General features: G+C 66.7%; 24 protein-coding genes and 1 pseudogene. 16 read left to right on the top strand and 9 right to left on the bottom strand.

The genetic code is table 11. From position 1 onward, the window contains the following. Window positions 1-212 (top strand): annotated as a pseudogene (locus tag CFB82_RS39050) (TolC family protein); the annotation flags it as partial. Window positions 213-356: 144 nt separating this feature from the next. Here the strand turns inward: CFB82_RS39050 and CFB82_RS39045 are convergent. From CFB82_RS39045 to CFB82_RS39035, 3 genes are all read right to left on the bottom strand, one after another. Continuing rightward, entirely contained in the window at window positions 357-1,070 is a 714-nt protein-coding gene (locus tag CFB82_RS39045; RefSeq protein WP_089487598.1) for a dienelactone hydrolase family protein, read from the bottom strand. Window positions 1,071-1,417: 347 nt separating this feature from the next. Next, window positions 1,418-1,729, bottom strand: coding sequence for a DUF4148 domain-containing protein (locus CFB82_RS39040; protein WP_069250304.1), 312 nt, complete (start codon window positions 1,727-1,729; stop codon window positions 1,418-1,420). A gap of 316 nt (window positions 1,730-2,045) precedes the next feature. Further along, entirely contained in the window at window positions 2,046-3,011 is a 966-nt protein-coding gene (locus CFB82_RS39035; protein ID WP_069249929.1) for a GlxA family transcriptional regulator, read from the bottom strand. Window positions 3,012-3,225: 214 nt separating this feature from the next. Here CFB82_RS39035 and CFB82_RS39030 point away from each other — a divergent pair, with 214 nt between their 5' ends. From CFB82_RS39030 to CFB82_RS39010, 4 genes are all read left to right on the top strand, one after another. Next, the gene (locus tag CFB82_RS39030) at window positions 3,226-3,867 is read left to right on the top strand and encodes an HD domain-containing protein (RefSeq protein WP_089487597.1); all 642 of its coding nucleotides are present in this window, start codon (window positions 3,226-3,228) and stop codon (window positions 3,865-3,867) included. Window positions 3,868-4,512: 645 nt separating this feature from the next. Further along, window positions 4,513-4,716: a DUF1289 domain-containing protein gene (locus tag CFB82_RS39020; RefSeq protein WP_089487595.1), complete on the top strand. Its 204-nt coding sequence runs from the start codon at window positions 4,513-4,515 to the stop codon at window positions 4,714-4,716. 304 nt (window positions 4,717-5,020) lie between these two features. Beyond that, entirely contained in the window at window positions 5,021-5,476 is a 456-nt protein-coding gene (gene parS / locus CFB82_RS39015) for a type II RES/Xre toxin-antitoxin system antitoxin (RefSeq protein WP_039362838.1), read from the top strand. Beyond that, window positions 5,473-5,952: an RES family NAD+ phosphorylase gene (locus tag CFB82_RS39010; protein ID WP_069249931.1), complete on the top strand. Its 480-nt coding sequence runs from the start codon at window positions 5,473-5,475 to the stop codon at window positions 5,950-5,952. Before parS ends, CFB82_RS39010 begins: the two co-directional genes overlap by 4 nt. A 41-nt stretch (window positions 5,953-5,993) precedes the next feature. Here the strand turns inward: CFB82_RS39010 and CFB82_RS39005 are convergent, their stop codons facing one another. The 4 genes from CFB82_RS39005 to CFB82_RS38990 all read right to left on the bottom strand — a co-directional run bounded on the left by CFB82_RS39005 (window position 5,994) and on the right by CFB82_RS38990 (window position 10,339). Beyond that, window positions 5,994-6,932, bottom strand: a complete 939-nt coding sequence (locus tag CFB82_RS39005) for a tyrosine-type recombinase/integrase (RefSeq protein ID WP_089487594.1) — start codon at window positions 6,930-6,932, stop codon at window positions 5,994-5,996. An 81-nt stretch (window positions 6,933-7,013) separates the two neighbouring features. Continuing rightward, window positions 7,014-7,526 carry a DUF2165 family protein gene (locus tag CFB82_RS39000; protein WP_089487593.1) on the bottom strand — a complete coding sequence of 171 codons (513 nt, stop codon included), beginning with the start codon at window positions 7,524-7,526 and terminating at the stop codon, window positions 7,014-7,016. A gap of 274 nt (window positions 7,527-7,800) precedes the next feature. Next, window positions 7,801-9,156 carry a uracil-xanthine permease family protein gene (locus tag CFB82_RS38995; RefSeq protein WP_089487592.1) on the bottom strand — a complete coding sequence of 452 codons (1,356 nt, stop codon included), beginning with the start codon at window positions 9,154-9,156 and terminating at the stop codon, window positions 7,801-7,803. A 58-nt stretch (window positions 9,157-9,214) separates the two neighbouring features. Beyond that, on the bottom strand, window positions 9,215-10,339 hold the full coding sequence (locus CFB82_RS38990) for an aryl-sulfate sulfotransferase (RefSeq protein ID WP_089487591.1): 1,125 nt from the start codon (window positions 10,337-10,339) through the stop codon (window positions 9,215-9,217). 102 nt (window positions 10,340-10,441) lie between these two features. On the opposite strand from CFB82_RS38990, the gene CFB82_RS38985 reads away from it, so the two are divergent. From CFB82_RS38985 to CFB82_RS38935, 11 genes are all read left to right on the top strand, one after another. Further along, window positions 10,442-11,398, top strand: a complete 957-nt coding sequence (locus CFB82_RS38985) for a LysR family transcriptional regulator (RefSeq protein WP_089487590.1) — start codon at window positions 10,442-10,444, stop codon at window positions 11,396-11,398. A 220-nt stretch (window positions 11,399-11,618) separates the two neighbouring features. Next, window positions 11,619-13,604, top strand: a complete 1,986-nt coding sequence (locus CFB82_RS38980; RefSeq protein ID WP_089487589.1) for a gamma-glutamyltransferase family protein — start codon at window positions 11,619-11,621, stop codon at window positions 13,602-13,604. Between the two features lie 77 nt (window positions 13,605-13,681). After that, complete coding sequence (locus CFB82_RS38975; RefSeq protein WP_089487588.1) at window positions 13,682-14,050, top strand: hypothetical protein; 369 nt, start codon at window positions 13,682-13,684, stop codon at window positions 14,048-14,050. Between the two features lie 278 nt (window positions 14,051-14,328). Continuing rightward, entirely contained in the window at window positions 14,329-14,871 is a 543-nt protein-coding gene (locus CFB82_RS38970; RefSeq protein WP_089487587.1) for a hypothetical protein, read from the top strand. A gap of 362 nt (window positions 14,872-15,233) precedes the next feature. Continuing rightward, window positions 15,234-16,004 carry a hypothetical protein gene (locus tag CFB82_RS38965; protein ID WP_089487586.1) on the top strand — a complete coding sequence of 257 codons (771 nt, stop codon included), beginning with the start codon at window positions 15,234-15,236 and terminating at the stop codon, window positions 16,002-16,004. A 124-nt stretch (window positions 16,005-16,128) separates the two neighbouring features. Further along, window positions 16,129-16,737 carry a hypothetical protein gene (locus CFB82_RS38960; RefSeq protein WP_143751043.1) on the top strand — a complete coding sequence of 203 codons (609 nt, stop codon included), beginning with the start codon at window positions 16,129-16,131 and terminating at the stop codon, window positions 16,735-16,737. A gap of 78 nt (window positions 16,738-16,815) precedes the next feature. Beyond that, window positions 16,816-17,358 (top strand): CbrC family protein, encoded by a 543-nt coding sequence (locus CFB82_RS38955; RefSeq protein ID WP_089487584.1) that lies wholly within the window; start codon window positions 16,816-16,818, stop codon window positions 17,356-17,358. 64 nt (window positions 17,359-17,422) lie between these two features. Further along, the gene (locus CFB82_RS38950) at window positions 17,423-18,673 is read left to right on the top strand and encodes a metallophosphoesterase family protein (RefSeq protein WP_089487583.1); all 1,251 of its coding nucleotides are present in this window, start codon (window positions 17,423-17,425) and stop codon (window positions 18,671-18,673) included. 3 nt (window positions 18,674-18,676) lie between these two features. Further along, the gene (locus tag CFB82_RS38945; protein WP_089487582.1) at window positions 18,677-22,147 is read left to right on the top strand and encodes an ATP-binding protein; all 3,471 of its coding nucleotides are present in this window, start codon (window positions 18,677-18,679) and stop codon (window positions 22,145-22,147) included. A gap of 120 nt (window positions 22,148-22,267) precedes the next feature. After that, complete coding sequence (locus CFB82_RS38940; RefSeq protein WP_089487581.1) at window positions 22,268-22,792, top strand: HD domain-containing protein; 525 nt, start codon at window positions 22,268-22,270, stop codon at window positions 22,790-22,792. Window positions 22,793-22,801: 9 nt separating this feature from the next. Then, window positions 22,802-23,488, top strand: coding sequence for a DUF429 domain-containing protein (locus CFB82_RS38935; protein WP_089487580.1), 687 nt, complete (start codon window positions 22,802-22,804; stop codon window positions 23,486-23,488). A 182-nt stretch (window positions 23,489-23,670) separates the two neighbouring features. Here the strand turns inward: CFB82_RS38935 and CFB82_RS38930 are convergent, their stop codons facing one another. Then, window positions 23,671-24,108 carry an ATPase gene (locus tag CFB82_RS38930; RefSeq protein ID WP_235986709.1) on the bottom strand — a complete coding sequence of 146 codons (438 nt, stop codon included), beginning with the start codon at window positions 24,106-24,108 and terminating at the stop codon, window positions 23,671-23,673. A 241-nt stretch (window positions 24,109-24,349) separates the two neighbouring features. After that, a partial coding sequence (locus CFB82_RS43770) for a hypothetical protein (RefSeq protein ID WP_218829089.1) occupies window positions 24,350-24,550 on the bottom strand: 201 nt, incomplete at its 5' end.

Here is a 24,550-nt window from a genome sequence, read left to right as displayed (position 1 = left end):
TGCTGACCGCGCAGACGGACCTGTACAGCGCGCAGCAGTCGCTGATCAATGCGCGTCTGGCACGCTGGACCAACCTGGTCAACCTGTACCGTTCGCTGGGCGGCGGGTGGATCGAGCGGGCCGGCGAGACGCCGCGCGCGCCGGATGCACCGGTCGACTACGACAAGGCGGCTGCTCCGGTGCCCGCGTCGGCAGCGGCGACGAACGGGTAAGCGGGATCACGGGCAGGGGCACGAAGCCATTACCCCTGTTCGCGGCGGCTGCCCGACGTGAAAACGAAAACGCCACGGATGAAAATCCGTGGCGTTTCTTTTTACGCAGTCTGCGTAGCCGCTTGCGTTGGAAGCGGCGTTACGTTACCCCTGCTTTTCCCAAAGCGTGCGGCCGAAGAACGTCAGCGTGCGATCCCACGCCATTTGCGACCACACCGGATCGAACTGCGTGCCGGCGATGCGGCCGGGGCCGACAGCCGTTTCGTTCGCGAATGCGTGATGCGCGAGATAGCGATGGAATTCCAGATCGACCTTCGCATCGGTCAGCTTCTTCTCCAGTGCATCGACCTGGTCGATCGCGAAGAATGCGTCCTGCGTGCCCCAGTGGCCCATCAGCGGCACCTTGAGCTTCGCCGGATCGAGATAGTCGAGCGGCGGGAGGCCGTACCACGTGACGCCCGCGTCCGCATCGGCGAACTGCAGCGACAGCAGCGTGAGTGCGCCGCCCATGCAGTAACCCGTCACCGCGACACGCGAGGCAAGCGTCTTCAGATGCGTCACGGCGCCCGGAATGTCCTGCGAAGCCGCGTCACCGAAATCGAGCCCGGTCATCAGGTGGTGTGCTTCTTCTTCCTCGACCGTCGATTTGCCGCGGTACAGGTCGGGCACGAGCGCAAAGTAGCCGCAGCGCGCGAGGCGATCCGCGACGCCACGGATCTGGTCGTTCAGCCCCCACCATTCCTGGATGACGACGACCGCGGGTGCGCCCTCGGTCTTGGCCGGCGTGGCGAGATAGCCCTGCAGTTCCTGGCCGTCCGGGCGTCGAAACGTGATCATGGAACCGGATGTTTGAGACATGAAACCGCTCCTATTCGAAAAATGCGATGAGTGCGGCATCGGTGCCGGCCTGCGGGCGCGGCGACGATCGGGCAAGCCGGGCGTCGTGGTTCCGCTCGCGTTCGTTTCGGCCGGCACCGACCACGCGGCCATTCTATGCGCAAACACCGGCTGCCGTCGTGAACGGAGCCGCGCAGCACGCGATCCGCAAGATCGCATCGATCGGGCGCGCAACCCATTCCGGCAGCGGGCGACCGGAAAACAAACACCCCAAAGGTCGGATCAAAAATCCAACTTTTGGGGTGCAGTTCAGAGCGGGGTGTTTCGTTTGCTGCGCGCGTATCGGAATACGCGGGCGCGTCTCCGGCTTACTGGCCGAAATACACGGAGTCGCGGCCATCCTGCTTGACTGCGATCGCGCGGCCGGCGCGTACGCCGGCGGCGGCTTGCGCGCCGTAGCCGGTTTCATCGGCGTTCGTCACGCGGGCCTGGGCGGTCTGCAGCGCGCGCGGGTAGTACGGGTCGGAGACTTCGGGCTTGTAGCCGGCCTGTTCGAGCTGGACGAGTTCCGCACGCACCTGCGCACGCGTCAACTGGCCCGACGGATTGGATTGTGCAAATGCGCCGTACGAGGCGGACAGGGCGGTTGCGGCGACGACAGCGTAGATGAACGACTTCATGATGACCTCCGGTTTCATTGATTTCGCGCTTCGCTTGTTGCGTTCAGCGGTTGATTGCATCGTAGCGATCGCGTTACCGGTCGGAAATACGCGTTCCAGCGAATGATTATTGCAACTGGGTAAACGATCCGGGGCGACGGCTATTTCGTCTGATTATTGCGAGGCTGTCCGGCGCTTGATAGGGACTGCGGACGGAGCGACGCGTGGGCGAAATCGTTGAGCGGAGGGGGCCACAAAACGATCGGTTAAATCGCATTCCGAAGTATCTGAGTGAGGCCGTTGATAGCATTCGTTCCGTATCGCGCGAACTGCCGCGTCACTCGACCGGTACCGCCTGCCGTTTCCGGTATTCGGCAGGCGTGATTCCGACGTGCCGGGTGAACGACCGCCTGAGCGTATCGACATTCGCGAAGCCGCATTTCGCGGCGACCTGTTTCGGCGTGTCGTGACCGTTCTCGAGCAAGTGGCGGGCGGCCGAAATGCGGGTTGCCTCGACCCATGCGGCCGGCGTCATGCCGACTTCCGCGCGGAACAAGCGTGCGAAGTGGCGCGGGCTCATGCCTGCATGCTTCGCCATTTCCGCCACCGAATGCTCGAGTTCCGGATTCGCCGCGATCCAGCGCTGGACCTCCTGCAGTACCGAACGTCCGGCGGGGCGCGCCTCGCCCTTGCGGCTGAACTGGAGTTGTCCGCCCGGGCGCTTGAAGAACATGACCAGTTGCGCGGCGACGCGCCGCGCGATCTCGCGGCCGAGATCTTCCTCGACCAGCGCGAGCGCGAGATCGAGCCCGGCCGTGACGCCGGCGCCGGTGCGCAGCTTGCCGTCGCGCACATACAGCGCGTCCGCATCGACGGCGAGCGATGGATAGGCTTCGGCAAGCGCATCGGCCGCCGCCCAGTGCGTGGTCAGGTGACGGCCTTTCAGCAGGCCGGTAGATGCGAGGATGAACGCGCCGGTGCAGATCGAGCCGTAGCGCTTGCTCTGTACGGCTGCCGCCCGCAGCCATGCGAGGACGTCGGTGCGCAGTGCGATCCGGCCGGCGCTCGGCGCGCCGGCGACCAGCAGCGTGTCGATGCGCTCGGGAATGTCGGGAACGATCCAGTCGGGCAGCAACTGCGCACCGGACGAACTGCGGATCGGACCGGATTCGCTGGCAATGATCCGCAACGTATAGAACGGCTTCCCGCATTCGGCGTTCGCTTGCGCGAAGACGTCGAGCGGTGCGGAGACATCGAGCAGTTGAACGCCCGGAACGGCGAAAATTCCTACGACCTTCGGCATGATCGATTGTGTGTCGTGTCGAACGTGACGGGTAGCAGTATAGAGGCGCCAACTGCGCACGATGCTCGCAGACGGGCCTGTTTCCGGTGTTCTTCTTGCTGCGCGGGCGCCGTGTCCGTCCATCGCGCAAAATGGCAGGATCTGACGTAACACGTCTATTGGAGACAGCTATCGGACTCCGGAGAATCGAGGGTGTTTTCAATGGAGGTCGATCATGACTGAGAACGTTGCAGGCATCACCATTCCCGATAGCCAACTGACGCGCGAGATCACCGAGCTCGTTCGCGATACCGCGTCTCCGTTGCTGTTCCATCATTCCAGCCGAGTGTTCTATTTCGCGGCGCTTGCGGGCCAGCGGCGCGGGCTGAAATACGATCCCGAGTTGCTCTACTGCGGCTGCATGTTCCACGACATGGGGCTCACGCACGAACACAGCAGCGCGTGCGAGCGTTTCGAGGTGGACGGCGCCAACGCCGCCCGCGATTTCCTGAAGGGCAAGGGCATCTCGCAGCAGGATATCGACGTCGTGTGGACCTCGATCGCGCTGCATACCACGCCGGGCATCCCGCAGCACATGCATCCGGTGATCGCGCTCGTTACCGCGGGCGTCGAGATGGATGTGCTGGGCCTGACGTATCCGGAATACAGCGACGTGGAGCGCGAGGCCGTCGTTCGTGCGCATCCGCGTACGCCGCACTTCAAGGAAGACATCATTCAGGCGTTCTACGACGGGATCAAGCACAAGCCCGACACGACGTTCGGCAACGTGAAGGCCGACGTGCTCGCCGACAAGGATCCGCATTTCCACGCAGGCAATTTCTGCAGCGTGATCCGGTCGTCCGCGTGGGCCGGCTGATTGCTCGCGGGATGGCGCACGATCCTGGGTATTGAGCGGAGGTCGTGCGCGAAAAGTGAATCGTGGCTCCTGGATTACTAAGTAGTGCGACTGTATATGGCAACCGCACGATCGACCCCGGGCACACGTGAACGCCGCATCGTCAGGCGGCAACGCCATCATTCAGACAGCCGTCCCGGGCGGCCCCGCACCGTTGCAGGGCGTCTGGCGCGATCGCGCAGTGATCCCGGTGCAGCGCATGCATGCGAAGCGTGTCGGCGCGTACGGCACGTTTGCCGTGACGGACGAGATCGGCCGATGCGTGAGGTGGAAACCGCCTCGGTAATCGGTAAGCAGACGCTGGTGTTTGCGTGCTTCCCGACGGTTAGCGGCGGATGGGGTGCGGCAGACGTCGTTGGATAGCAGCGCGCGTCACATCGCCCGGGTGTCGAAGGCCATCCTTCACGACAAGTCGACAACTGCGCGAAGTCCGGGCCGACTGTATGACGCGGGCATCGCGACGACACAGGTTCGGCTGGCTGCGTCGTCGAGGCAAGCAGGGCGGGTGGGTGTTGTGGCATCGGCCGCGTCGCGGGCGGAAAGGTACCCGTGTATGGGAGCGTGACTCGTTACGCTGCCAGATTTTCAACCGATACGAGCGTTCCAATGGCTTCCACACTTCATGACTTACCCGACAGCCCCTGTGTCGGTGTGTGCTCGACGTTGTTCGACGATGTCTGCAAGGGGTGCGGCCGAACGGCCGACGAGGTCTCGCACTGGGTGTTCATGAACGATGACGAGAAACGCGCGATATGGGAACGCATCCGGCGCGCGTGCACGGCGATGCGATTCCGTCGCGGCGGACGGTAAATTGCCGGGAGCGGCGTTCCCGGTGACGGGGGAGGATGAAGCGGCGAATGGGAGCAAATGAAACCAATTGAAAAGTTGTTACGTGACAACCGTCCGACATTTGCCATGACTTTATATACTGAATAATTGCATCCCACCCCCCAGGCGAATCTTCGATTCGCGGCGACAGAAGCTTGCCTCCAGGTGAATGGGACATGTCACCTTCGCACGCACCTTGCTGAGCACCTCAGGCGCGCCCATCATCCACGTCCGCATGTTTCCGGCAAAACGCCTATAATGATTGGGCAAATTGCCGGGAGAGGTCATGAGCACCATTGCTTTCCATCCTTCGGGCGTCGCGCATCCGCGTCAGGCCGAATTCACGATTCTCGAACAGCTGCTGGCGATCCGTGTCCGGTCGGGGGCCGATCTTGCCGAGCTGGCGAGCGCACGCGTCGACGTCTCGGTGATCGACCGTCTGTCCGAGCGCGGGCTGAAATCCGACGAGCTCGCCTTCATCATTCCGCGTCGCACGCTGAGCCATCGCCGTCAGGCGCACGAACGCCTGTCGCAGGAGGAATCCGACAAGGCGATCCGTCTCGCGCGCATCGTCGCGCAAGCGACGGCCACGTTCGGCGACCAGGAGAAGGCGATGGCGTGGCTGCGCAACGGGCTTCAGCGCTTCGGCGGCCGCACGTCGCTCGACATGGCGAGCACCGAGCATGGCGCGCGGCTTGTCGAGGAAGTCCTCACGCAGATCGACGAAGGGTACTTCGCTTGACGACGCTGTGGCGGATCAGCAATTTCGCCGACCTGAAAGGGATCGGCGGGTTGCGCGCCGGCGGGCGCTGGCATTTTGCCGGGCAGCCCGTCGTGTATCTCGCCGAGCATCCGGCGCTCGCACTGCTCGAGACGCTCGTTCATTTCGAAATCGCCACGGTGGCGCAATTGCCGAGCGGATACCAGTTGCTTCGCATCGAGGTGGCCGATTCGATCGATATCGCAGAAATCGCGGAGGGCGATGCGCCGGACGACTGGCGAACCAACGTCGACTGGACCCGCAGCGCCGGCACCGAATGGCTGCACACGCAGCCGAGCGCGCTGCTGCGCGTGCCGAGCGTCGTCGTGCCGCACGCGCACAACTTCCTGCTGAATCCGCTGCATCCGGCCGCTTCCGAGGTCCGTATCGCGGAAGTCATGCAATCGCCGTACGACACCCGGATTCTGCGGCTGATCCAGTCGCCGCCGGGCGAATAGGGCGCCGAACGACACGCGGCCCGCGCCGAGCGCGGGCGGGATCAGCGCTCGTGTGCGGCGCGGGCCGCGGCCGCATCGGGCGGCAGCGTCTGCCGGATGCGCGTGACCGTTCGCGTGCTGACAAGGCCGAGCATTGCACTGACGTCGGCATGCGCGTGGCCTGCAAGCAACTGGCGGCGTGCATACGTATTGCGCAGCACGCGCGGGCTCATGTCCGTCGCGTGGAAGCCGATCGCGGTCAGCGCGTCGCGCACCACGAGCAGCAGGAACATGTCGTTCATCGCGCCACCGCCGCGCGGCGAGGGAAACAGCAACGCGGATGCCGGTGTGTCTGCCGAGCGCACCCGCCATGCGGCGAGCGGCGCCAGCGCAAATTCGGCGAGCGTGATTCGACGCGCCGGCCGCGCCCGATCGCGCGGCACGGAGAGCGCAGGCGGCTGCGCGTCGAGATCGGGCGCGTCGCAGGTTGTCGCACGGATCTCGGCCGACGTGATGCCGCTCGCCAGCAGCAGCGCGACGATCGCGCGATTCCGGCAGTCGGTGGGCGTGTCGTTTGCTCGCGGCTGCACGTGGCGCTGCAGCGCCGCGTCGGCATCGGGCGGCAGATAGCACGGCTCGGGCTCGCTGTCCGGCCATGCGAAGTCGCGCGTCGTCCGGCCGGCCGGATGGAACGTGCGCAAGCCGACTTCGACCAGATGCCGGCCCAGCCGGTCGATCAGCTTCGCGTAGCGCGCGCGGGTCGACGTGCCCGGTGCGCAGGTGCGATCGAGTTCCGCCAGAAAGGCCACGACGTGGTCGGGTCCGAACGTGGCCACCGACACGCGTCGTGCGGTCAGATAACGCAGGAATCGCTCGAACATCGCGACGTGCTGCACGACCGATCGCGGCGCGAACGGTCGGCGATCGGCGCCGGTCGCGGCGGTTTCCTGCCACGCGCGGAAGGCGCCAACGGGGTCGTGAATCCAGCGATTCGTATCCATGCACGATTTATAGCCGGACGCGGTCACGCCGGCAATCGTCCCGATGTCCTTTGGGCCGTCCGGCCCGATGCAAGCGACGTGTCAGTGCGCGGTACGCGTGTCATCGATGCCGTCGTTGTTCATCGTCAGGTAGACGAGCACGAGCAGGAGCGTGATGAAGAAGCGGAACGCATCCGGCACGCCGTTCCATTGCTTCGACATCCACATGCCGAACCACTCGCCGCCGACCGACATGAAGGCGACCTGCCACGTGAGGAAGCCGAGCGTCAGGCCGGCGATCGCATACGCCTTGGCCGCGCGGAATGCCGCATCGCCGGTGCGTCGCGCGCGCAGCAGGCGGACCCCGCCGATCCAGCACAGCACGGCCGTCAGCGTTTCCATCGAGATGATGCCGAGATAGCCGGCGTGATGAACCCACGTCGTGCCGATCGCGCGATACATGATCCCGTTGCCGGGGAACGTCGTGTCCATCAGGAACACGTGATGCACGAACGCGAAATTCGTCGCGTAGTCGGTGATGTTGCCGAACGCGACGAGCGAGGCGAAAAAGGCCATGGCAAGCACCATGGCTGCCTTGGAAAGACGAACCATCATAATGGACTCCGAAATGAGTGGGCAGGCGAAAGCGCGACCGCGCGGCGATCAGCCGGCGTTCGGGGCGATACCTGCGTGAGCGTGTCCGGCGGGGCCGGCGGTTTGCGTGCGTGGCACGGCGGCGCGGAGATCGGGACTGGAAAACCTGAAGCCGGGGCGGCGTCGAGGAGACGCACACGCCGGCTGGATCGAGTGCCCGCGCCAGGAGGGAGCGGCGATTGTCGGTCGAACGACGGGTGTCGTCAAGCGGGGGTGGCTCTGCCGGCCGTCGCCGTCATGCGTCGCGCGAAGGCGCAGTTGCCGCTGCCGTTCCTGCCTGTCCGCGCAGTCGCGCCAATGCAGTGAACGCCAGTTGCGTCGCGATGGCCGCGAGCGTGCCGGCCGCCATGCCGTTGCCAAGCACGATCTGCACCGGCGCACCGAAATGGCGATACAGGTTCGGCACCAGGATCGGCGCAAGGCCGACGACGAGTGCGGCCGCGAGCGTGTACTGGTTGGCGCGTGCATGCAGGTCGACGCCGGCGAGCAACCGGATGCCCATCACGCCGATCATTGCGAACACGACCAGCGCGGTGCCGCCGACCACGGCGGCCGGAATCGCATACGCGAGCCGCGCGAGCGGCGCGAACAGCGCGATGACGATCAGGATCGCGCCGGCGGCGGCCGTCACGTAGCGCGAGCGCACGCCGGTCGTCTGCACGACACCGATATTCTCGGCGCTGGTCACGATCAACGGCGTGCCGAACAGCGCGCCGGCCAGCGACGCCAGCGCATCGCCGCGTACCGTCTTCGGCACGTCGCGCGACAGCGAGATCGCCTTGCCGCACGTTTCGCCGACGGCGACCGTCTGCGCGGTGGCCTCGGCCATCGAGATCGCGGTGAAGATCAGCAGCGGCAGTGCGGCCACCACGTCGAAGCGCGGCATCCCGAATGGCAGCCATACCGGATGGGTGAACAGCGGGCCGTGCCACACGTCGGCGAGCGCGGGCATCGCATCGAGCGCCCAGCCGAACGTCGCGCCGGCCATCAGGCCGATCAGCACCGCGAGTCGCCCGAGCGTGCCGCGGAACGCACCGGCCACGACGACGGTGGCGACGATCGTCGCCAGCGCCAGACCGAGCGCGCGCGGCTGCGCGAAATCGGCCGAACCGGGCTGGCCGACGACGATCGTCGCGTAGATCCGGATCAGGTTGACCGACACGAGCAGCAGCATCGCGCCGACGACGATACGCGGAAAGAGCCGCAGGCAGCGCGTGAAGACGGGCAACAGCACCCAGTAGAACGCGCTGGCGAGCAACGCCGAGCCGGCCGCCGTCGGCAGGCCCGATTGTGCGGCAATGCCGGCGAACAGCATCGTCGGTGCACCGCCGGGCACCATCACGAACGGCATGCGTGCGCCGATCGCGCCGACGCCGAGCGATTGCAGCAGCGTGCCGATTCCACACGCGAAGAACGTCGCGCCGATCAACTGGACCGTCAGGTCCGCCGGCAGCGCGAGCACTTTTGCGATCAGGAACACGGCCGTGATCGGGGAAGCGGCCATCGACAACACGTGCTGCAGCCCGAACAGCGCGAGCTGCCATGCGGGCAGTCGCGCGTCGACGGGCGTTGGGATCGGATCGTGCGACACGGCAGGCCCCTTCGAAGCGAACGGCGACGAGCGCCGGAAACCGGCGGTGAACGGAAGGTCAGGCCCGCAGCCAGGGCAGTTGCGCGGCGCTGTAGCGGAACGTCTGGAACACGCTGTTGAGTTGGCCCGGCCCGGTTTTGCGCGCGGCTTCGTCCGGGTATTCGGCGAACCACGGAATCACGTATTCCCAGACGACCTCGCCGGCGGGCGTCACTTCGAACAGCCGGCCCGTCGACGATTCGGTGACGTGCGTGTTGCCGTTCGGCAAGCGTTGCGCGTTGCCCATGAACGGCGTGTAGAACAGGTTCACGACGTCATCCGCATACGACCACACGACGCGCTGCGTCGCCGGATCGATCTCGACGACGCGCGAGAACACGACGTGCGCGCCGTGGCGGAAATTGCCGTTGTCGAACGCGAGGATGTTGCCGTTCGGGAGCGGCACCGGCGCATGCTGGTGCGACACGACGTCGGGCCCGATCCGCAGGTCGACGCGGCCGGTTTCGCGATTCACGCCGATGATGCCGGACGTCGTGCGCAGGCTCATCAGCACGCGGCCGTTCGCATCGACCGCGAGGCCGTTGACGAGCGGCCAGTGATAGCGGCCGAAACCGGCCGCGATCGGGAAATCCTCGGGCCGCAGATGGTCGCGCGCATGCCATTCCCAGACGATCTGCCCGGCCCGGTTGACCTCGCGGATCACATCCGTGTACATCACCTCGTCGTCGCCGTGCGGCGTGCCGCCCGGCACGCGCTGGGCGAACGCGGCGTCGACCGGTTCGCACGCGGCATAGAGCAGGTTGCCGTTCGGCAGCCACTGCGCATCGTGGTGGTGCGCGGGATCCTCGTAGCGCCACACGGTTTCGCCTTGCGGCGTGACTTCGTAGAAGTCGCCGCCATGCCACATCGACCACGTCGCATAGCGCGATTCGGATTGCGGATGGTTGCCGTTGTAGCCGAGGTTGCCGTTCGGGAGGATCACCGCGTGGCGGCCGGGGCGCACGGGCATCTTCCACTGATGGGCGACTTCGCCGTCGATGCCGACGAGATAGACGTTGCCGTCGGCCGTCTGCGGCGCGATGAGCGTATAGCCGCCCGCGGACAGGGCGGGATCGTGGGCGATGAGGCCGACGCCTCGGCGGCGCTGGGTAATCTGGTCGACGGTTGTCACGGCTGTCTCCATTCGAATCGGATGCGGGGATGCAGCGGAATCTAGACGATCCGGACGGTCAGTAAAATCGGATTATTCTTGACGGCCTGTTCGGAAAAATCTAACGGACCTTTCATGCGTTCGATATCGCAGACATTTCGCTGTTTCGACGAGGTCGCGAGGCGCGGCTCGATTCGCAAGGCGGCCGACGCGCTGCACCTGACCGCTGCGGCGGTGCACCAGCAGATCCGCAATCTCGAGGAGCAGGTCGGCGTGCCGCTGTTCGACCGGTTGCCGCGCGGCATGCAGTTGACGCTCGCCGGCGAGATCGTGATCGCGGCCGTGCGGCGCGGCCAGCGCGACTTCGACAACGCGCTCACGCAGGTCGAGGACCTGCGTGCGCTGCGTCGCGGGCACGTGAACCTGGCGGTACCCGCGTCGACCGCGGAAAGGCTCGTGCCCGACGCGATCCTCGCCGCGATGCAGCGCTATCCGGGCGTCACGTACAGTGTGCGCTCGGGAAACGGCGAGAGCATCGTGCGCTGGGTCGAGACAGGCGAGGCCGACATCGGCTATGCGTTGCGCCGGCGCACGTCGGCGGGCGTCGTCGAGGTGCGCGCGTTCGCTCAGCCGCTGGGTGTCGTCACGGCGCCCGGCCATCCGCTCGCGGCGTCCGGCGGCAAGGTGCGGCTGCGCGACTGTTTCGCGCATCCGCTGATCCTCATGACGCCGGACACGGAGCTGCGCGCGATGTTCGACCAGATCGATGCGCGACAGCCGCGCAACGTGCGGCCGTTGATCGAGACGGGCTCGGTGCCGATGGTGCGGCGCCTCGCGGCCGAAAGCGCGGGCGTCGGCTTCCTGATCGCCGAGAACGTCGCGGACGACGTGGCCGCCGGCCGGCTCGCGTGGACGCCGCTTGCCGATGCGGGTGCCCGCTCGTTCAGCTGCATCTACCAGCGGGCGGACATGAGTGCGACCGTCGCGATGACGATGTTCCTCGAATTCTTCTCCGAGGCGATCGAAGCGATGGAGAGCGTATTCGCGCGGGACGGCGGGGCAGCCCGCAAGCGCCGTCGGGCAGCAAAGTAACGCCATCGGCCGCGCGGGCGCATCGCACTGCGATGCAGTGCAACACGCGAACCCGCGTGCGAAATCGGTGATGTTGCGCACATAACATCGGGCCGCACTACGCCGTTCCCTGATTGCGGAAAAAATTTTGTTCATGGGACTATCGAACGCGTTGCCGGCGCACCGAGGGGGGCGCAGGCAGCGTGATGTCCATCGCAACGACCTAGAACATCGGCAGACAATGAACAGAACAGCGATTTTTCCGTATGCGTCCGCATTGCTCGCGGCCGCCCTGTTGACGGCGTGCGGCGGCGACGTCGAGAACGAAGCAGGCCGCACGCCGACACCTTCCACCGATGCGAGCTGCCTCGCGGTCGACAACAGCGGGGCGACGGTCGTGGTCGGCTCGAACCAGCCGGGCGACCCGTCGTTGCCGGAAGCATCGTCGGGCTATCGCACCGGGATGAAGCCGGTCTATGCGAAGACCTATCTGGTGGCCACGTCGAACGCCTACGCAAGCGCGGCCGGCTGCGCGGTGCTGAAGAAGGGCGGCACGGCCGCCGACGCGGCGGTCGCCGTGCAGGCCGTGCTCGGCCTGACCGTGCCCGAGGCGACGGGCCTCGGGTCGGGCGGCGTGCTGCTCTACTACGATGCGCGCGGCAAGACGCTGCAGGCGTATGACGGCCGGGAAACCGCGCCGGCCGCCGCGACGGAGAACTACCTGCGCTACGTCGATGACGCGACCGACCACTCCGCGCCGCTGCCGAACGCACGGGCGAGCGGCCGCTCGATCGGCACGATCGGCGTGCCGAGGCTGATCGAGGCGCTGCAGCAGGATCACGGCCGCCTGCCGTGGCAGAACCTGTTCGGCGATGCGATCACGCTCGCGACCAACGGCTTCCCGATCGGCGGCCGGCTCGCCGACGCGATCGCGGCGAATGCCGCGAACCTGAAGCGTGACCCCGAGGCCGCCGCGTATTTCCTGAACGCCGACGGGTCGCCGAAGACGCTCGGCACCGTGCTGAAGAATCCGGCGTATGCGCGCACGCTGACGCTGATGGCGCAGTCGGGTGCGAACGCGCTGTACACGGGGCAGATCGCGCAGGACATCGTTGCGAAGATCGCGACGACGAAGGGCGCGGACGGGTCGACGCTCACGCCGGGCAAGACGACCGTAGCCGACCTGGCCGCGTACCAGGCGAAGCGCCGCGAGCCCGTGTGCACGACCTATCGCAGCTACTGGGTATGCGGGATGCCGCCGCCGTCGTCGGGCGGCATCGCGGTCGCGTCGGCGCTCGGCATTCTCGAGAATTACGACCTGAAGTCGCTGAAGCCGACGGCGATCGATCTTGAAGGCGGCAAGCCGACCGTCGCGGGTGTGCACCTCATCACCGAGGCGGAACGGCTTGCGTATGCCGACCGCGACAAGTACGTGGCTGATACGGATTTCGTGCCGCTGCCGGGTGGCACGTGGAACACGCTGCTGAACAAGCCGTACCTGAAATCGCGCGCGGCGCTGATCGATCCGGCCAAGAGCATGGGCACCGCACAGCCCGGCAATCTGGGTGCAGTGCCGCTCGGTGTCGACACGACGCTGATCGAGCACGGCACGAACCAGTTCACGATCGTCGACGGCGACGGCAACGTGCTGAGCGCGACGACCACGGTCGAGTCGAGCATGGGCTCGTTCCACATGACCAACGGCTTCCTGCTGAACAACCAGTTGACCGATTTTTCGGCGAACCCCGTCGATAGCGCGGGCAATCCGGTGGCCAACCGCCTGCAGCCGGGCAAGCGGCCGCGCAGCTCGATGGCGCCGACGATCGTGTTCGGGCAGGCCGCGGACGGCTCGCGCGGCGATTTCGTGATGGCGACTGGTTCGCCGGGCGGCGGCACGATTCCGCAGTACGTGGTCAAGACGCTCGTCGGCGCGCTCGACTGGGGGCTCGATGCGCAGCAGTCGGCGGGGCTCGTCGACTTCGGCGCGAGCAACAGCCCGACGACCACGATCGGCGGCGAGCACCCGAACGTCAACACGACGAACAACGGAGCGAACGATCCGCTGATCACGGGGCTGCTCGCGCTCGGGCACAAGGTGTCGACGTCCGCGCAGGCGAGCGGCGTCAATACCGTGATGCGCGTCACGGTCGGCCAGTCGCCCGCGTTGCAGGGCGGCACCGATCCGCGTCGTGAAGGCGTCGTGCTCGGCGATACGTTCCGACCGTAACCGGGCAGGACGCGCGGCCCCGGACGGCCTGTCTGCATCGACGGGCGGTCGGGGCCGCGCATCGTGAAGGAGACGCAATGACGAACGCGCATCTGCTTGACATGGATGCGATCCTGTCGGTGCCGGTTTTTTTCGATTTCCTCGGCGACCTGGATTGCGACCGCGCGCTGGACAGTCGCGATGCCGAGCCGTTCGATGCGCAGTGGATGGCGTCGTTCGACGAAGTCGATGGCGATCCAGGCACAGCGGTCGACCGGGCGGCCGTGAGCGCGCTGAGGGAAAAGGCGTTCAAGCTCGCGTTCGCCGCAGCGGGGAACGCCGGTGTGGCGGCGTGCGTATCCGACGATATTGAATTCATCGCGAGGAGCCGGTTGTCGGGTCGCACCGATGGCTGGCCGATACACGTGCTTTGGGATGCTTACAGAAGCGGCCGGTTTCCCTGCTAGCCAATTCGCCTGCCTGGTTTCCCGATCGGTCGCGGCATGCTCCGCGCGGCACGCCTCCAGGTTCACCCGATCTACCGTTCAATTCCGCCGCAAGCCCCCGATTGTCAAACAGTGTGAGTCAATCGTCAGCATTTGCAACGGAAGTAACAGTCCCCGCAAATCAGTCGTTTTGCTCGTCCGCGCCGCTACATTAGCTCCACCTGCCGCACGTCGTGGCAAGGCATGCGACAAGCCGCACGAAGGCGGCCCGCAGCAACAACGTCTTTGGGAGAATGACCATGAACAAGATTCGTACGATTCTGGTGGGTGCTGCACTGACGGCGATGGCGACTTCGGCTGCGTTCGCACAGACGGCCCAGACCGGCGCCCAGGGTTCCGCAGGTGTCGGCGCGCAGGTTCAGACGCCGCTGCTCGGTGGCGGCGTGGGCGTGCAGGCCGGTGCCGGCGCGAATGCGGCAGGCTCGGGTTCGGGCGCGGGCAACGTCGTTGGCGGCGCGCTGAACGGCGTCGGCAAGACGGTCGGCGGCGTGGGCTCGGCAGCTGGCGACGCGGTTGGCGGTGCGACGCAAGCGGTCGGTTCGGCAGCGGGCACCGCGAAGGATGCCGCCGCATCGGCCGCCCACTCGACGAAATCGCACGTGAAGCACGTCGCGGGCACGGCAAAGAGCCACGCGCAAGGCGCGGTGTCGACGGCAGGCGACGTCGCCGGCGGCGCGAAGGCGAAGGCCGGCGAGGCGCTCGAAGGCGCGACGAACTCGGTGCAGGGTGGCGCATCGGTCGGCGTGAAGGGTTCGGCGTCGGCGCAAGGCGGCGCGCTGTAAGCGTCACGCTTCCCGACAAAGCCCGGCCCGCTTCGATGCGGGCCGGGTTTTTTTATTGGCGCGCGCGGTGCGCCGTTCATCTCATCCTCGATACCGGGATGCGTCGGCGTTCGCCACCCGTCCGGCGACGCGACGAGCCTGATGCCCGCAGGCACGAACTGGCAGCGGGCGGCGTGCGCGCCCCCTGCCCATCGCCCTCCCGCCATGCTTAAATAGCGAGGCTCCCGGTTGGCGGGCTGCCGCGATCGCGGCGCCGGCCGATACGGGCCAGCATGTCCGATCGACATTGTGACGACAGACGACACCAAAACGCCGTTCCGGCCAGCCCGGCGCGGCCCGATAACATTCCGAGGCATCACGTCATGAACATCCTGTTCCGTTTTCTCGCGCTCGCCTGCGTGCTCTGGCTGGCCGCCTGCGCAGCGTCGCCCCCGCCGTCCGGCAGTACCAGCGCATCCGCCGCCGCACCGGACGCCAGCGAACGCCGTGGGCTCGGCACCGCATGGGGCGAGTCGGTGCGATCCGAAACCCGCCAGGTCGATTTCGAACGCGCGGATCCGGCGAAGCCGACGGATCTTGCGTCGGTCTACTACAACGATGCGTTGCCCGGACATCCTTCCGCGTCCCAGGTTCGCCGGTTGCCGACCCGCGTCGCGCTCGCCAACGGCGACATCGCGCTGTCGTTCACGGACGAAAAGGGCGCGCCGTTGCGTCTCGCGCGCAGCGACGGCCGCTGGCACATGGCGGGCGTCGAAGGTTCGCGCTACATGATCGTGCTGCGCAACCAGGGGCGCCGTACGTTCGAGATCGTGTCGAGCGTCGACGGGCTCGACGTGCTGTCGGGGCGGCCCGGCAGCTATACGAACGGCGGTTACGTGCTGTATCCGGGCCGCACGCTGACGATCGAGGGTTTCCGCAAGAGCCGTGACGAAGTCGCCGCGTTCCGCTTCGCGGCAGTGCCCGACAGCTATGTCGCGAATTCGAAGTACGGCGATGCCGCGAACGTCGGCGTGATCGGCGTCGCGGTGTTCGCGCAGAAGGAGAACGACGAGGAAGCGCTGCGCCGCAACGCGAATCCGTTCCCCGGCAATGACAACGGCTATGCGCCGCCGCCGGTACCGCGCGGCGAGTGACGGCACCTCGTGGATCAGCCGCGTGCGTCGTGACGAACGACGCGCGCGGGGCGATCCTGGATCGGGGCTGCCCGAACGGCATGCCGGCGCATGCGACGAACTTCACGACCATCCTGCGCGATTCATGCGGACACGGATCATCCCGGCGAAATCGATTGCGTTGAAGCTCGCGGCGCTGGCGCTGCTGGCCTCGAATGCCGCCGTTGCCTTCGCCGAAACGCCGGCGCCCGAATCGGTGCGGCTCGCCAATGGTCACGAGATCGAATGGGTGCGCCCGAGGTTGTTCGAGGTCGATGCCGCCCGCCACAAAAAAACGGCACTGATTATGCCGGCCGCGTTCCGCCGTGCGTTGGCCGATGCATCGAGCGTCGCGTTTCCGTCGGACCGTTCGAAGCGGATCGACGGCAAGGACTATCTGCTGGTCGTCGTCAACCGCTCGTCGAGCAGCCGCCCGACCGGATATTGCGGCGCGGGCGAAGAAGGGGCGCTGTACGTGCTGGAACTGCACGGCGCCCATGCCGTGCCGCGTTTCTCGCTGCCGGTTCAAAGCTGCCTCGACTCCGTTTCGCTCGATACCGACGGTGGAGCGCAATCGCCCTACCTGGCGATCGCGTGGCGCGACGACCCGGTCGGCATCGACGTCCGGTGGGAATTTCTCGCTCACGGCGGTGCAACGCATCGCGTCTATCGTTTCGTGAACGGCACGTTTGTCGAGACCGGGATTCCGCAGTAACGTGGCCGGGCTGCGGCACAATGGCCGTTCGAATTCGCATCGCATGTTTCCCCATGTTCCGGTACGACGGAGAACCTCATGTCGCTGCCCGCTTTCAGGTACCATCCGGACCCGCTCGCAACGGGCAGCGTGATCCGCTCGGACGCGCGCTGCGTGTGCTGCGGCGATGCACGTGGTTACGTATACGCCGGCCCCGTGTATGCGGTTGACGAGTATGAGCAATGCATCTGCCCATGGTGCGTCGCCGACGGTTCGGCACACGCGCGGCTCGATGCAGTCTTTACCGATACGTACGGCATCGGCGGCGCCGAATGGGATGAAGTGCCTGACGCGGTCGTCGATGAAATCGCCTGTCGCACGCCGGGCTTTCGGGGCTGGCAGCAGGAACGGTGGTGGACGCATTGCGGCGATGGCGGGCAGTTCATCGGCCGTGCGGGTGCCGGCGAACTGACCGCGCTCGGCCCGCAGGCCGTTGCATCGATTCGGGCATCGACCGGACTCGCCGAGGGCGCCGAATGGGAGCGCTTCTTCGCGGTACTCGACAAGGACGGCTCGCCGACAGCGTATATGTTTCGCTGTATCCATTGCGGCGAACTCGGCGGCTACCAGGATTGCGATTGATGGCCCGGCTGACGGCATCGCACGGCGGTCGCTGGCCCCATCGTCATGAAACAGAGGAATCTTCGTGAAGTTCATCCACGCGGCAGACATACACCTTGACAGCCCGTTGCACGGCCTGAGCGCGTATCCCGACGCGCCGGCCGCGCAGTTGCGCAACGCGTCGCGCGAGGCGCTGCGGCAGCTCGTGGATCGTGCGATCGAAGAGGAAGTCGCGTTCCTCGTGATCGCCGGCGACCTGTACGACGGCGACTGGAAAGATCACAACACGGGCATCTTCTTCGGCCAGCAGATGGGGCGCCTGCGCAAGGCCGGCATCCGCGCGTTCGTTCTCGGCGGCAACCACGATGCCGAAAGCGAGATGACGAAGAAGCTGACGCTGCCCGACAACGTCACCGTGTTCGGCCACCGCAAGGCTGAAACTCACAGGCTGCCCGAATTCGACGTCGCGCTGCACGGGCAGAGCTTCAAGGACAAGGCTGTCGTCGACAATCTCGCGATCGGCTATCCGGACCCGGTGCCCGGTTACTACAACATCGGCGTGCTGCACACGGCGCTCGAAGGCTATGCGGCGCACGCGAACTATGCGCCGTGCACCCTGGCCGAACTGCATGCGAAAGGCTATGACTACTGGGCGCTCGGCCACGTGCACGAATTCCAGCAATGGTCGGGGCCATCCACGGTAGTGTTTCCCGGCAACCTGCAGGGGCGCCATATCCGCGAGACGGGCCGCCGCGGCGCGGTGCTCGTGACGGTCGAGCAGGGCCGCACGCAGGTCGAGCGGCTGTATCTCGACGTGCTGCGCTGGGAAGTCGTGCCGGTCGATGCGTCCGATTGTTTTACCGTCGCCGACCTGTCGAGAAAGATCGGCCAGTCGCTGGAAACGCTGCTGACCGTCGACGGCCATGTGCCGCGCGCGGTGCGCGTGACGGTCACGGGGCGCACACCCGCGCATGGTCTCTTTTTCGGCCGCGCGCCGCAGTTGCGTGCGGAGGTGCTGAACCAGATCGGCATCATCGGCAACGAGCGGCTGTGGCTCGAGAAGGTCCGGCTCGCGACGTCCGCGGCGGATCATCAGCCGGGCGAAAGCGAGCAGCTTGAAGCGCTGGAGGACCTGAAGCAGATCCTGGCCGACGCCGCGCGCGATCCGGATTTCCTCGAGCTGCTCGAGCGCGACCTGAAGCCGTTCGTCGGCAAGGTGCGCAGCGACGTGAAGGAAGAGGTGCCGTTGTTGACGATGGCGCGCGCGGGCGAGCTCACGGCACTCGTCGAACAGGTCGGGCCCGCGTTGCTCGCGCGGCTGGCGAGGGGGGAGTAAGGAATGCGGATCAACCAGCTCGATCTGATCAAGTACGGCAAGTTCACCGACGAGACGCTGCGATTCCCGTCGGCCGGCGAGGATTTCCATGTGATCGTGGGGCCGAACGAGGCCGGCAAGTCGACGATTCGCACGGCCGTGTCGGAGCTGCTGTTCGGGATGAAGCTGCAGACGCCGCTCGATTTCCTGCACAGCACGCCCGAACTGCGGATCGGCGGCGTGCTGGAGAGCGGCACGGGCGAACTCGCGTTCCACCGTGCGCGCGGACGCAGTCCGCTGCGCACACCCGTCGACGACAAGTTGCCTGACGACTATCTGGCCGCCGTCCTCGACGGCGCAACGCGCGAATTCTTCGAACAGATGTTCGGGCTCGATCACGGGCGTCTGGTCGACGGCGGCCGGAGCATTCTCGACGCCTCCGACAAGCTCGGCCAGGTGCTGTTCGAATCGGCTGCCGGGGTCGGCAGTCTCGGGCCGGTGCGTGAGGAGCTCGATGCGCGCGCGCTCGAATTGTGGGCGCCGCGCCGCAGCGGCAGCGCGTTTGCACTCGCCGAAGCGTCGTTCAACGAAGCCGTGACTGAACTGAAGACGGTTCAGGTGCGCACGCGCGACTGGGTCGAACGCAAGGACGCGCGCGAAGCGGTCGAGCAGCAGATCGAGCAGGCACGCGCGGAACAGCGCCGGCTCGAAGCGCTGCGCTCGAAGCTCGAACGCGTGCGACGGCTGGCGCCGTACCTGAAGGAGCTGACGGTCAAGGACGCGGCGCTGGCGGAGCTGGGCGCGGTCGTCGAGTTGCCGCCCACCGCGTATGCGGACCTGCTGAAGGCGCAGGGCGATCTCGCGGCCGAACAGAAGGTGCTCGAGGAACGGCGTGCCGACCTGCTTGCAAAACGGCAGGCGCGCGATGCGATCGACGCCGACGCCGACACGCTGGCGCTTGAAGCCGACATCGAAGCGCTCGACCGGCTGCGCGGCGGGTGCATGAATCACGCGCAGGATCTGCTGCTGCTCGGCGCGGATGTCGAGCGGCACCTGGCCGCTGCGTTTGCAGCGGCCGGCCAGCTCGACTGGCCGACGGACGAAGTTTCGCTGCGCGCGTCGCTGCCGACCGCGTTGTCGCTGAAGACCGTTGCAAACCTGCTGCGCGAACACGGTGCGCTGCACCAGGCGCTTGCCGGCGCGCGCGAATCGCTCGACGAGCGCACGCGCGAGCTTGCGCAGGTGCGGGAACAACAGGCGCGCCTGTCGACCGTCGAAGTGCCGGAGGCGCTGCGTGCGGCGTTGGCCGATGCGCAGGGCTTTCGCAACAGTGGCCAGCGCGAGCAGGCACTCGAACAGGAAATCGCCGCCGCCGAACGCACGTTGTCCGGCGCGCTCGATGCGCTCGGCCAATGGCGCATGCCGGTCGATACGCTGCGTGCGCTCGACGTGCCGTCGGCGGCGCGGCTCGGCACGCTGCTGAAGGAAGACAGCGAACGCGCGAGTGCGGTCGCGGCTGCACGCGACGCGCGGGACGGCGCGCTCGAAGAGCTCGAGCGGCTCGAACTGCAGGAGAAGCACTTCGCGGAGAACCACAAGGTCGTCACGACCGCCGACGTGCTGGCGGCGCGTGCGCGACGCGACGGCGCGTGGGGCGATATCCGCAGCGGCGCGGTCGATCTCGCAACGGGCGCGCCTGCGGTCGACGACGCGATCCGCCTTGCGGACGAACTCGTCGATGCACAGCTCGGCGCGACGCAGGCGGCGGCGACGTTGCAGTCGCTGCGTCAGCAGGTCGAATCCGCACATGCCGGCGTGACGCGCAGGCAGGCCGCATTGGACGAGCGCGAGCGTGAGCTCACCGAGCATCGCGACGCTTGGGCCGCGCTCGCGACGACGGCCGCGGTGCCCGGCATGCCGCTGGCGGCGATGGGCGACTGGCTTGCGAAGCGCGACACGGTGTTTGCCGCGCAGGCCGACCTCGACCGGCTGCGCCGCGAATTCGACACGATTCGCGCCGCGCGGGCGGGTGCCGAAACCACGCTGCGCACGGCACTGCGTACTGTGTCGCGAGGCGGTGAGTCGGATGGCCTGGTGGCGCTCGTCGCAATCGCCGAGACCTTCGTGCAGTCGGCCGAGAAAGCGCTCGCGCAGCAGGACAGCCTGGAGGATCGCGCGCGGGAGGCGGAACGCGGATGCGCGACGGCACAGTCGCGCGCTGGCCACGCGCAGACAGCCTACGATGCGTGGCATGCGCAATGGCGGGACGCGCTGGCCGACGCCAAGCTGTCCGCGAGCGCGGCGACGCTGGCTGCGGCGGAAGGGGCACTCGGGCTCGCCAACGCTGTGACGGCCGAACTGGCCGATGCCGATGCGCCGCGCAACCGGATCGCCGCGATCCGCGCCGAGCTGGCCGCGCTCGAGGCGGGCGCAAGGCGGCTTGCCGAAGCGCTCGCGCCGGAATGGCTGGCGAGCGGAGACTGGCCGGACGTCGCGCGCCGGCTGACGATGCGCCTTGCGGCCGCCAGGGAAATTGCGCGTGCGATCGATCGTGCCGACGAGGCCGTGCGGCAGGCCGACGGCAAGGTCGCGGATGCGGCTGCCGCGGTGGCTGGTGCCGATGCACGCATCCAGCCACTGCTGCAACTGGCCGGTGTAGCGTCGATCGACGCGGCGCTGCCACTGGCCGAACGCTCGGATCGCCAGCGCCAGCTTCGGCAGGCGGTCGATGCCGCGCACGAGGCACTGGTGCGCGATGGTGACGGCCTGTCCCGTTCCGCCGTCGAAGCGGAAGTCGCGGAACAGGACATCGCCGACGTACCGGCGCACCTCGAAGCGGTGAAGCAGTCGCTCGGCGACGTCGGCAAGCGGCTGAACGAGCTTGCACAGCAGCAGGTCGTGGCCGATCAGGCGTTCGGCGCGATCGACGGCCAGGCGAACGCGGCCGTTGCCGAATCGAAACGCCAGGAAGCGCTGGCGGCGATGGGCGATGCAGCCGAACAGTATCTGGAGGCGGCCACGGCGAGCCGATTGCTGAAGTGGGCGACGGATCGCTATCGCGACCAGAAGCAGGGGCCGATGCTCAGGCGTGCGGGCGAGATTTTCGCCGGGCTTACGCTGGGCGAATTCGCGCGGCTGACCGTCGATACCGAACGGACGCCGCCCGCCCTGTATGCACGGCGGACGAAGGGGGCATCGGTCGAGGTCGCCGGGTTGAGCGAAGGAACGCGCGACCAGTTGTTCCTCGCGCTGCGGATCGCGGCGCTGGAACTGCAGCTCGGCAGCCGGACCGCACTGCCGTTCGTGGCCGACGACTTGTTCATCAACTTTGACGATGCGCGCGCGAAGGCCGGCCTCGATGCGCTGCGCGATCTGTCGACGCGAACCCAGGTGCTGTTCCTGACGCACCACGACCATCTGCTGCCGCTCGTGAGGGACGTATTCGGCGCGCGGGTCAACGTGGTCGAACTGCAGCGCGCGCCGGCCGGTGCGTGATGCGGGGCGTGCGTGGATGCTGACGCACGGGCAGGGTCATCGCGAACAGGTAGTATGTGCGGTTCCGAAATGCACGCGTCCGGTTCTGCCGGTCGCGGTCAGGCCACACGAGGGGGGAATATGAAAAAGCTGGTAGCCGCCATCGCGTTCGCGGCGGACAAGCATCGCAATCAGCGGCGCAAGGACGAAGAAGCGTCGCCGTACATCAACCATCCGATCGCGCTCGCGGATGTGCTGGCCAACGAGGCCGGCGTCGAGGACGAGCGCGTGATCGTCGCGGCCGTGCTGCACGACACGGTCGAGGACACCGAGACGACCGAGCAGGAATTGCTGCGGCTGTTCGGCAAGGACGTGGCGGACATCGTGATGGAAGTCACCGACGACAAGTCGCTGCCGAAGGAGGAGCGCAAGCGCCTGCAGGTCGAGCATGCGGCGACCATCAGCCGGCGCGCGAAGCTCGTGAAGCTGGCCGACAAGATCTGCAACCTGCGCGACATCGCGCGGCATCCGCCCGCGGACTGGCCGCTCGAACGCAAGCAGGCGTATTTCGACTGGGCGAAGTCGGTTGTCGACCCGATGCGCGGCGTGCATCCCGGTCTCGAGGCGATCTTCGACACCGCCTACGACGCACGGCCGGTGGACTGAGGCACTCGCATGCGATCGGCTCGATCCGTCGGATCCGTCGTGCGGCAATCGCCGGCCGTGGCGGGTGTCGATGTGGGTGGCGAAAAGAAGCGATGCGATCTCGTGGTCCTGCGCGGACGGACGGTCGTCTGTCGCGAGGAGCGGATCGCGCCCGAAGCGGTGCCTGCGCTGTGCCTCGCCCATGATGTCGTGGCCGTCGGTGTCGACGCACCGAGCCTGTGGTGGACGGGGAGTGGGCGCCGCGCGGCTGAACAGGCGCTCGCGCGCGAACGGATCTCGTGCTTTCCGACACCGTCGCGGGAGCAGGCGGTTGCGAGCACGTCGGGTTTCTTCGACTGGATGTTCATGGGCGAGCGTGTCTACCGCGCGCTCGCGGACGCCTATCCGCTGCTGAGCGGCGCCCGCTATGCGGGCGGGCGCGCGAGCTTCGAAACCTATCCTTATGCGATCACCTGCGCGATGCTGGGGAGGGCCGTCGCATCGGCGAAGCAGAAACGCAACCAGCGCCGGCAATTGCTGGAACGACTGGGAGTCGACGTGTCGACGCTGAAGTCCATCGATGCGCGAGACGCGACCCTGTGCGCGTTGACGGCGCAATGCGTCATCGACGGGAATGCGCACGCGTATGGCGATGCGGAGGGCGGATATATCCGCGTGCCGATCGTGAGCGAGACGATCGTTCTCGACGCGCTGTAGTCGCGTCGCGCGGCTCCGGCGAGGGGCGTAGCGAAAAGGTGAGCTTTTGCGGGAGGAGCCTGGCCTCCCGGTCTGTGTCACGACCTGGGCATCTCGTGCTTCGACTGTCGGCTGGCAAGCATCGGGATGGCGGGCGCACACGACATGACGCCGGTGCGCGACGCGATCCCGAGCGGCATGACTTAATCCTCGAGGATGGCTTTCGGCACGCTGGACAGATCGCAGGCTTGTGCCTGATCGAAGTAGCCTTCCGCATCGTCGATCATCACGACTGCGACGTCGATCAGCTCGTCGAGCCGTTGCAGTAGCGATTCACGCCATTCGATGTCTTCGTCGCGCTCGGGCGTCTTGTCCAGCTGTTCGATGATCGAGTCGGCCGTCTGCAGGAAAGGAATCGCCTGCTGATAGTTTTCGATCGAGACCATCGCTGCGTTGCGCGCGCCGACGAGTCGCTCCCGGTGCTCGTCCGCCAGTTCGGATTCGCCGCTGATCCGCGGCAATACATCCGAGATGCGCTGCAGAAGCGGGGGAGCCTGTTCTTCCAGGATGACGGCGCGCTCGCGCAGCGCTGCATATTCGTCGCGAAGGTCGGCGTCGCCGGGTTGAGTGGTGCTGTCCATCGTAGCTATGAGTGCGTGGTTCGGTCGCGGCATGATACTCGACGGCACCCGATTCCTTGCCCGTTCGGCGACCTCATACTTATATATAGCGGGACGAGAGGTATACGTCACATCAATAGAGCGTGGCCTGCGTCGTGATGCCCGGCCGGTCGAGCCCGAAGCCCCCGTGCGCGTCAGCGCACGGGGGCTTTTCAAAATATTTTCACAAAGGGCTTGCGTGGATGGGGGTGGGTGCTTAGAATCACGCCTCTTTCGCGCTAACGGAAACACGGCGCGGGAGAAGGGAAGCAGGGTTGGCGATGCGCAGCAGTCTGTAGCGCGCAGCCGGCCTGGAAGTTGAGCCCCGCAGTCGCAACGATGCAGTAAAAAAGTTGTTGACGAGCTGCGAAACACGGTTCATAATCTCGCTTCTCTGCTGCTGAAAACGCAGCGCTGCTGAGAA

The organism is Burkholderia sp. HI2714 (assembly GCF_002223085.1).
Taxonomy (GTDB): Bacteria; Pseudomonadota; Gammaproteobacteria; order Burkholderiales; family Burkholderiaceae; genus Burkholderia; species Burkholderia lata_D.
This window is presented reverse-complemented; position numbering and strand designations above follow the sequence as displayed.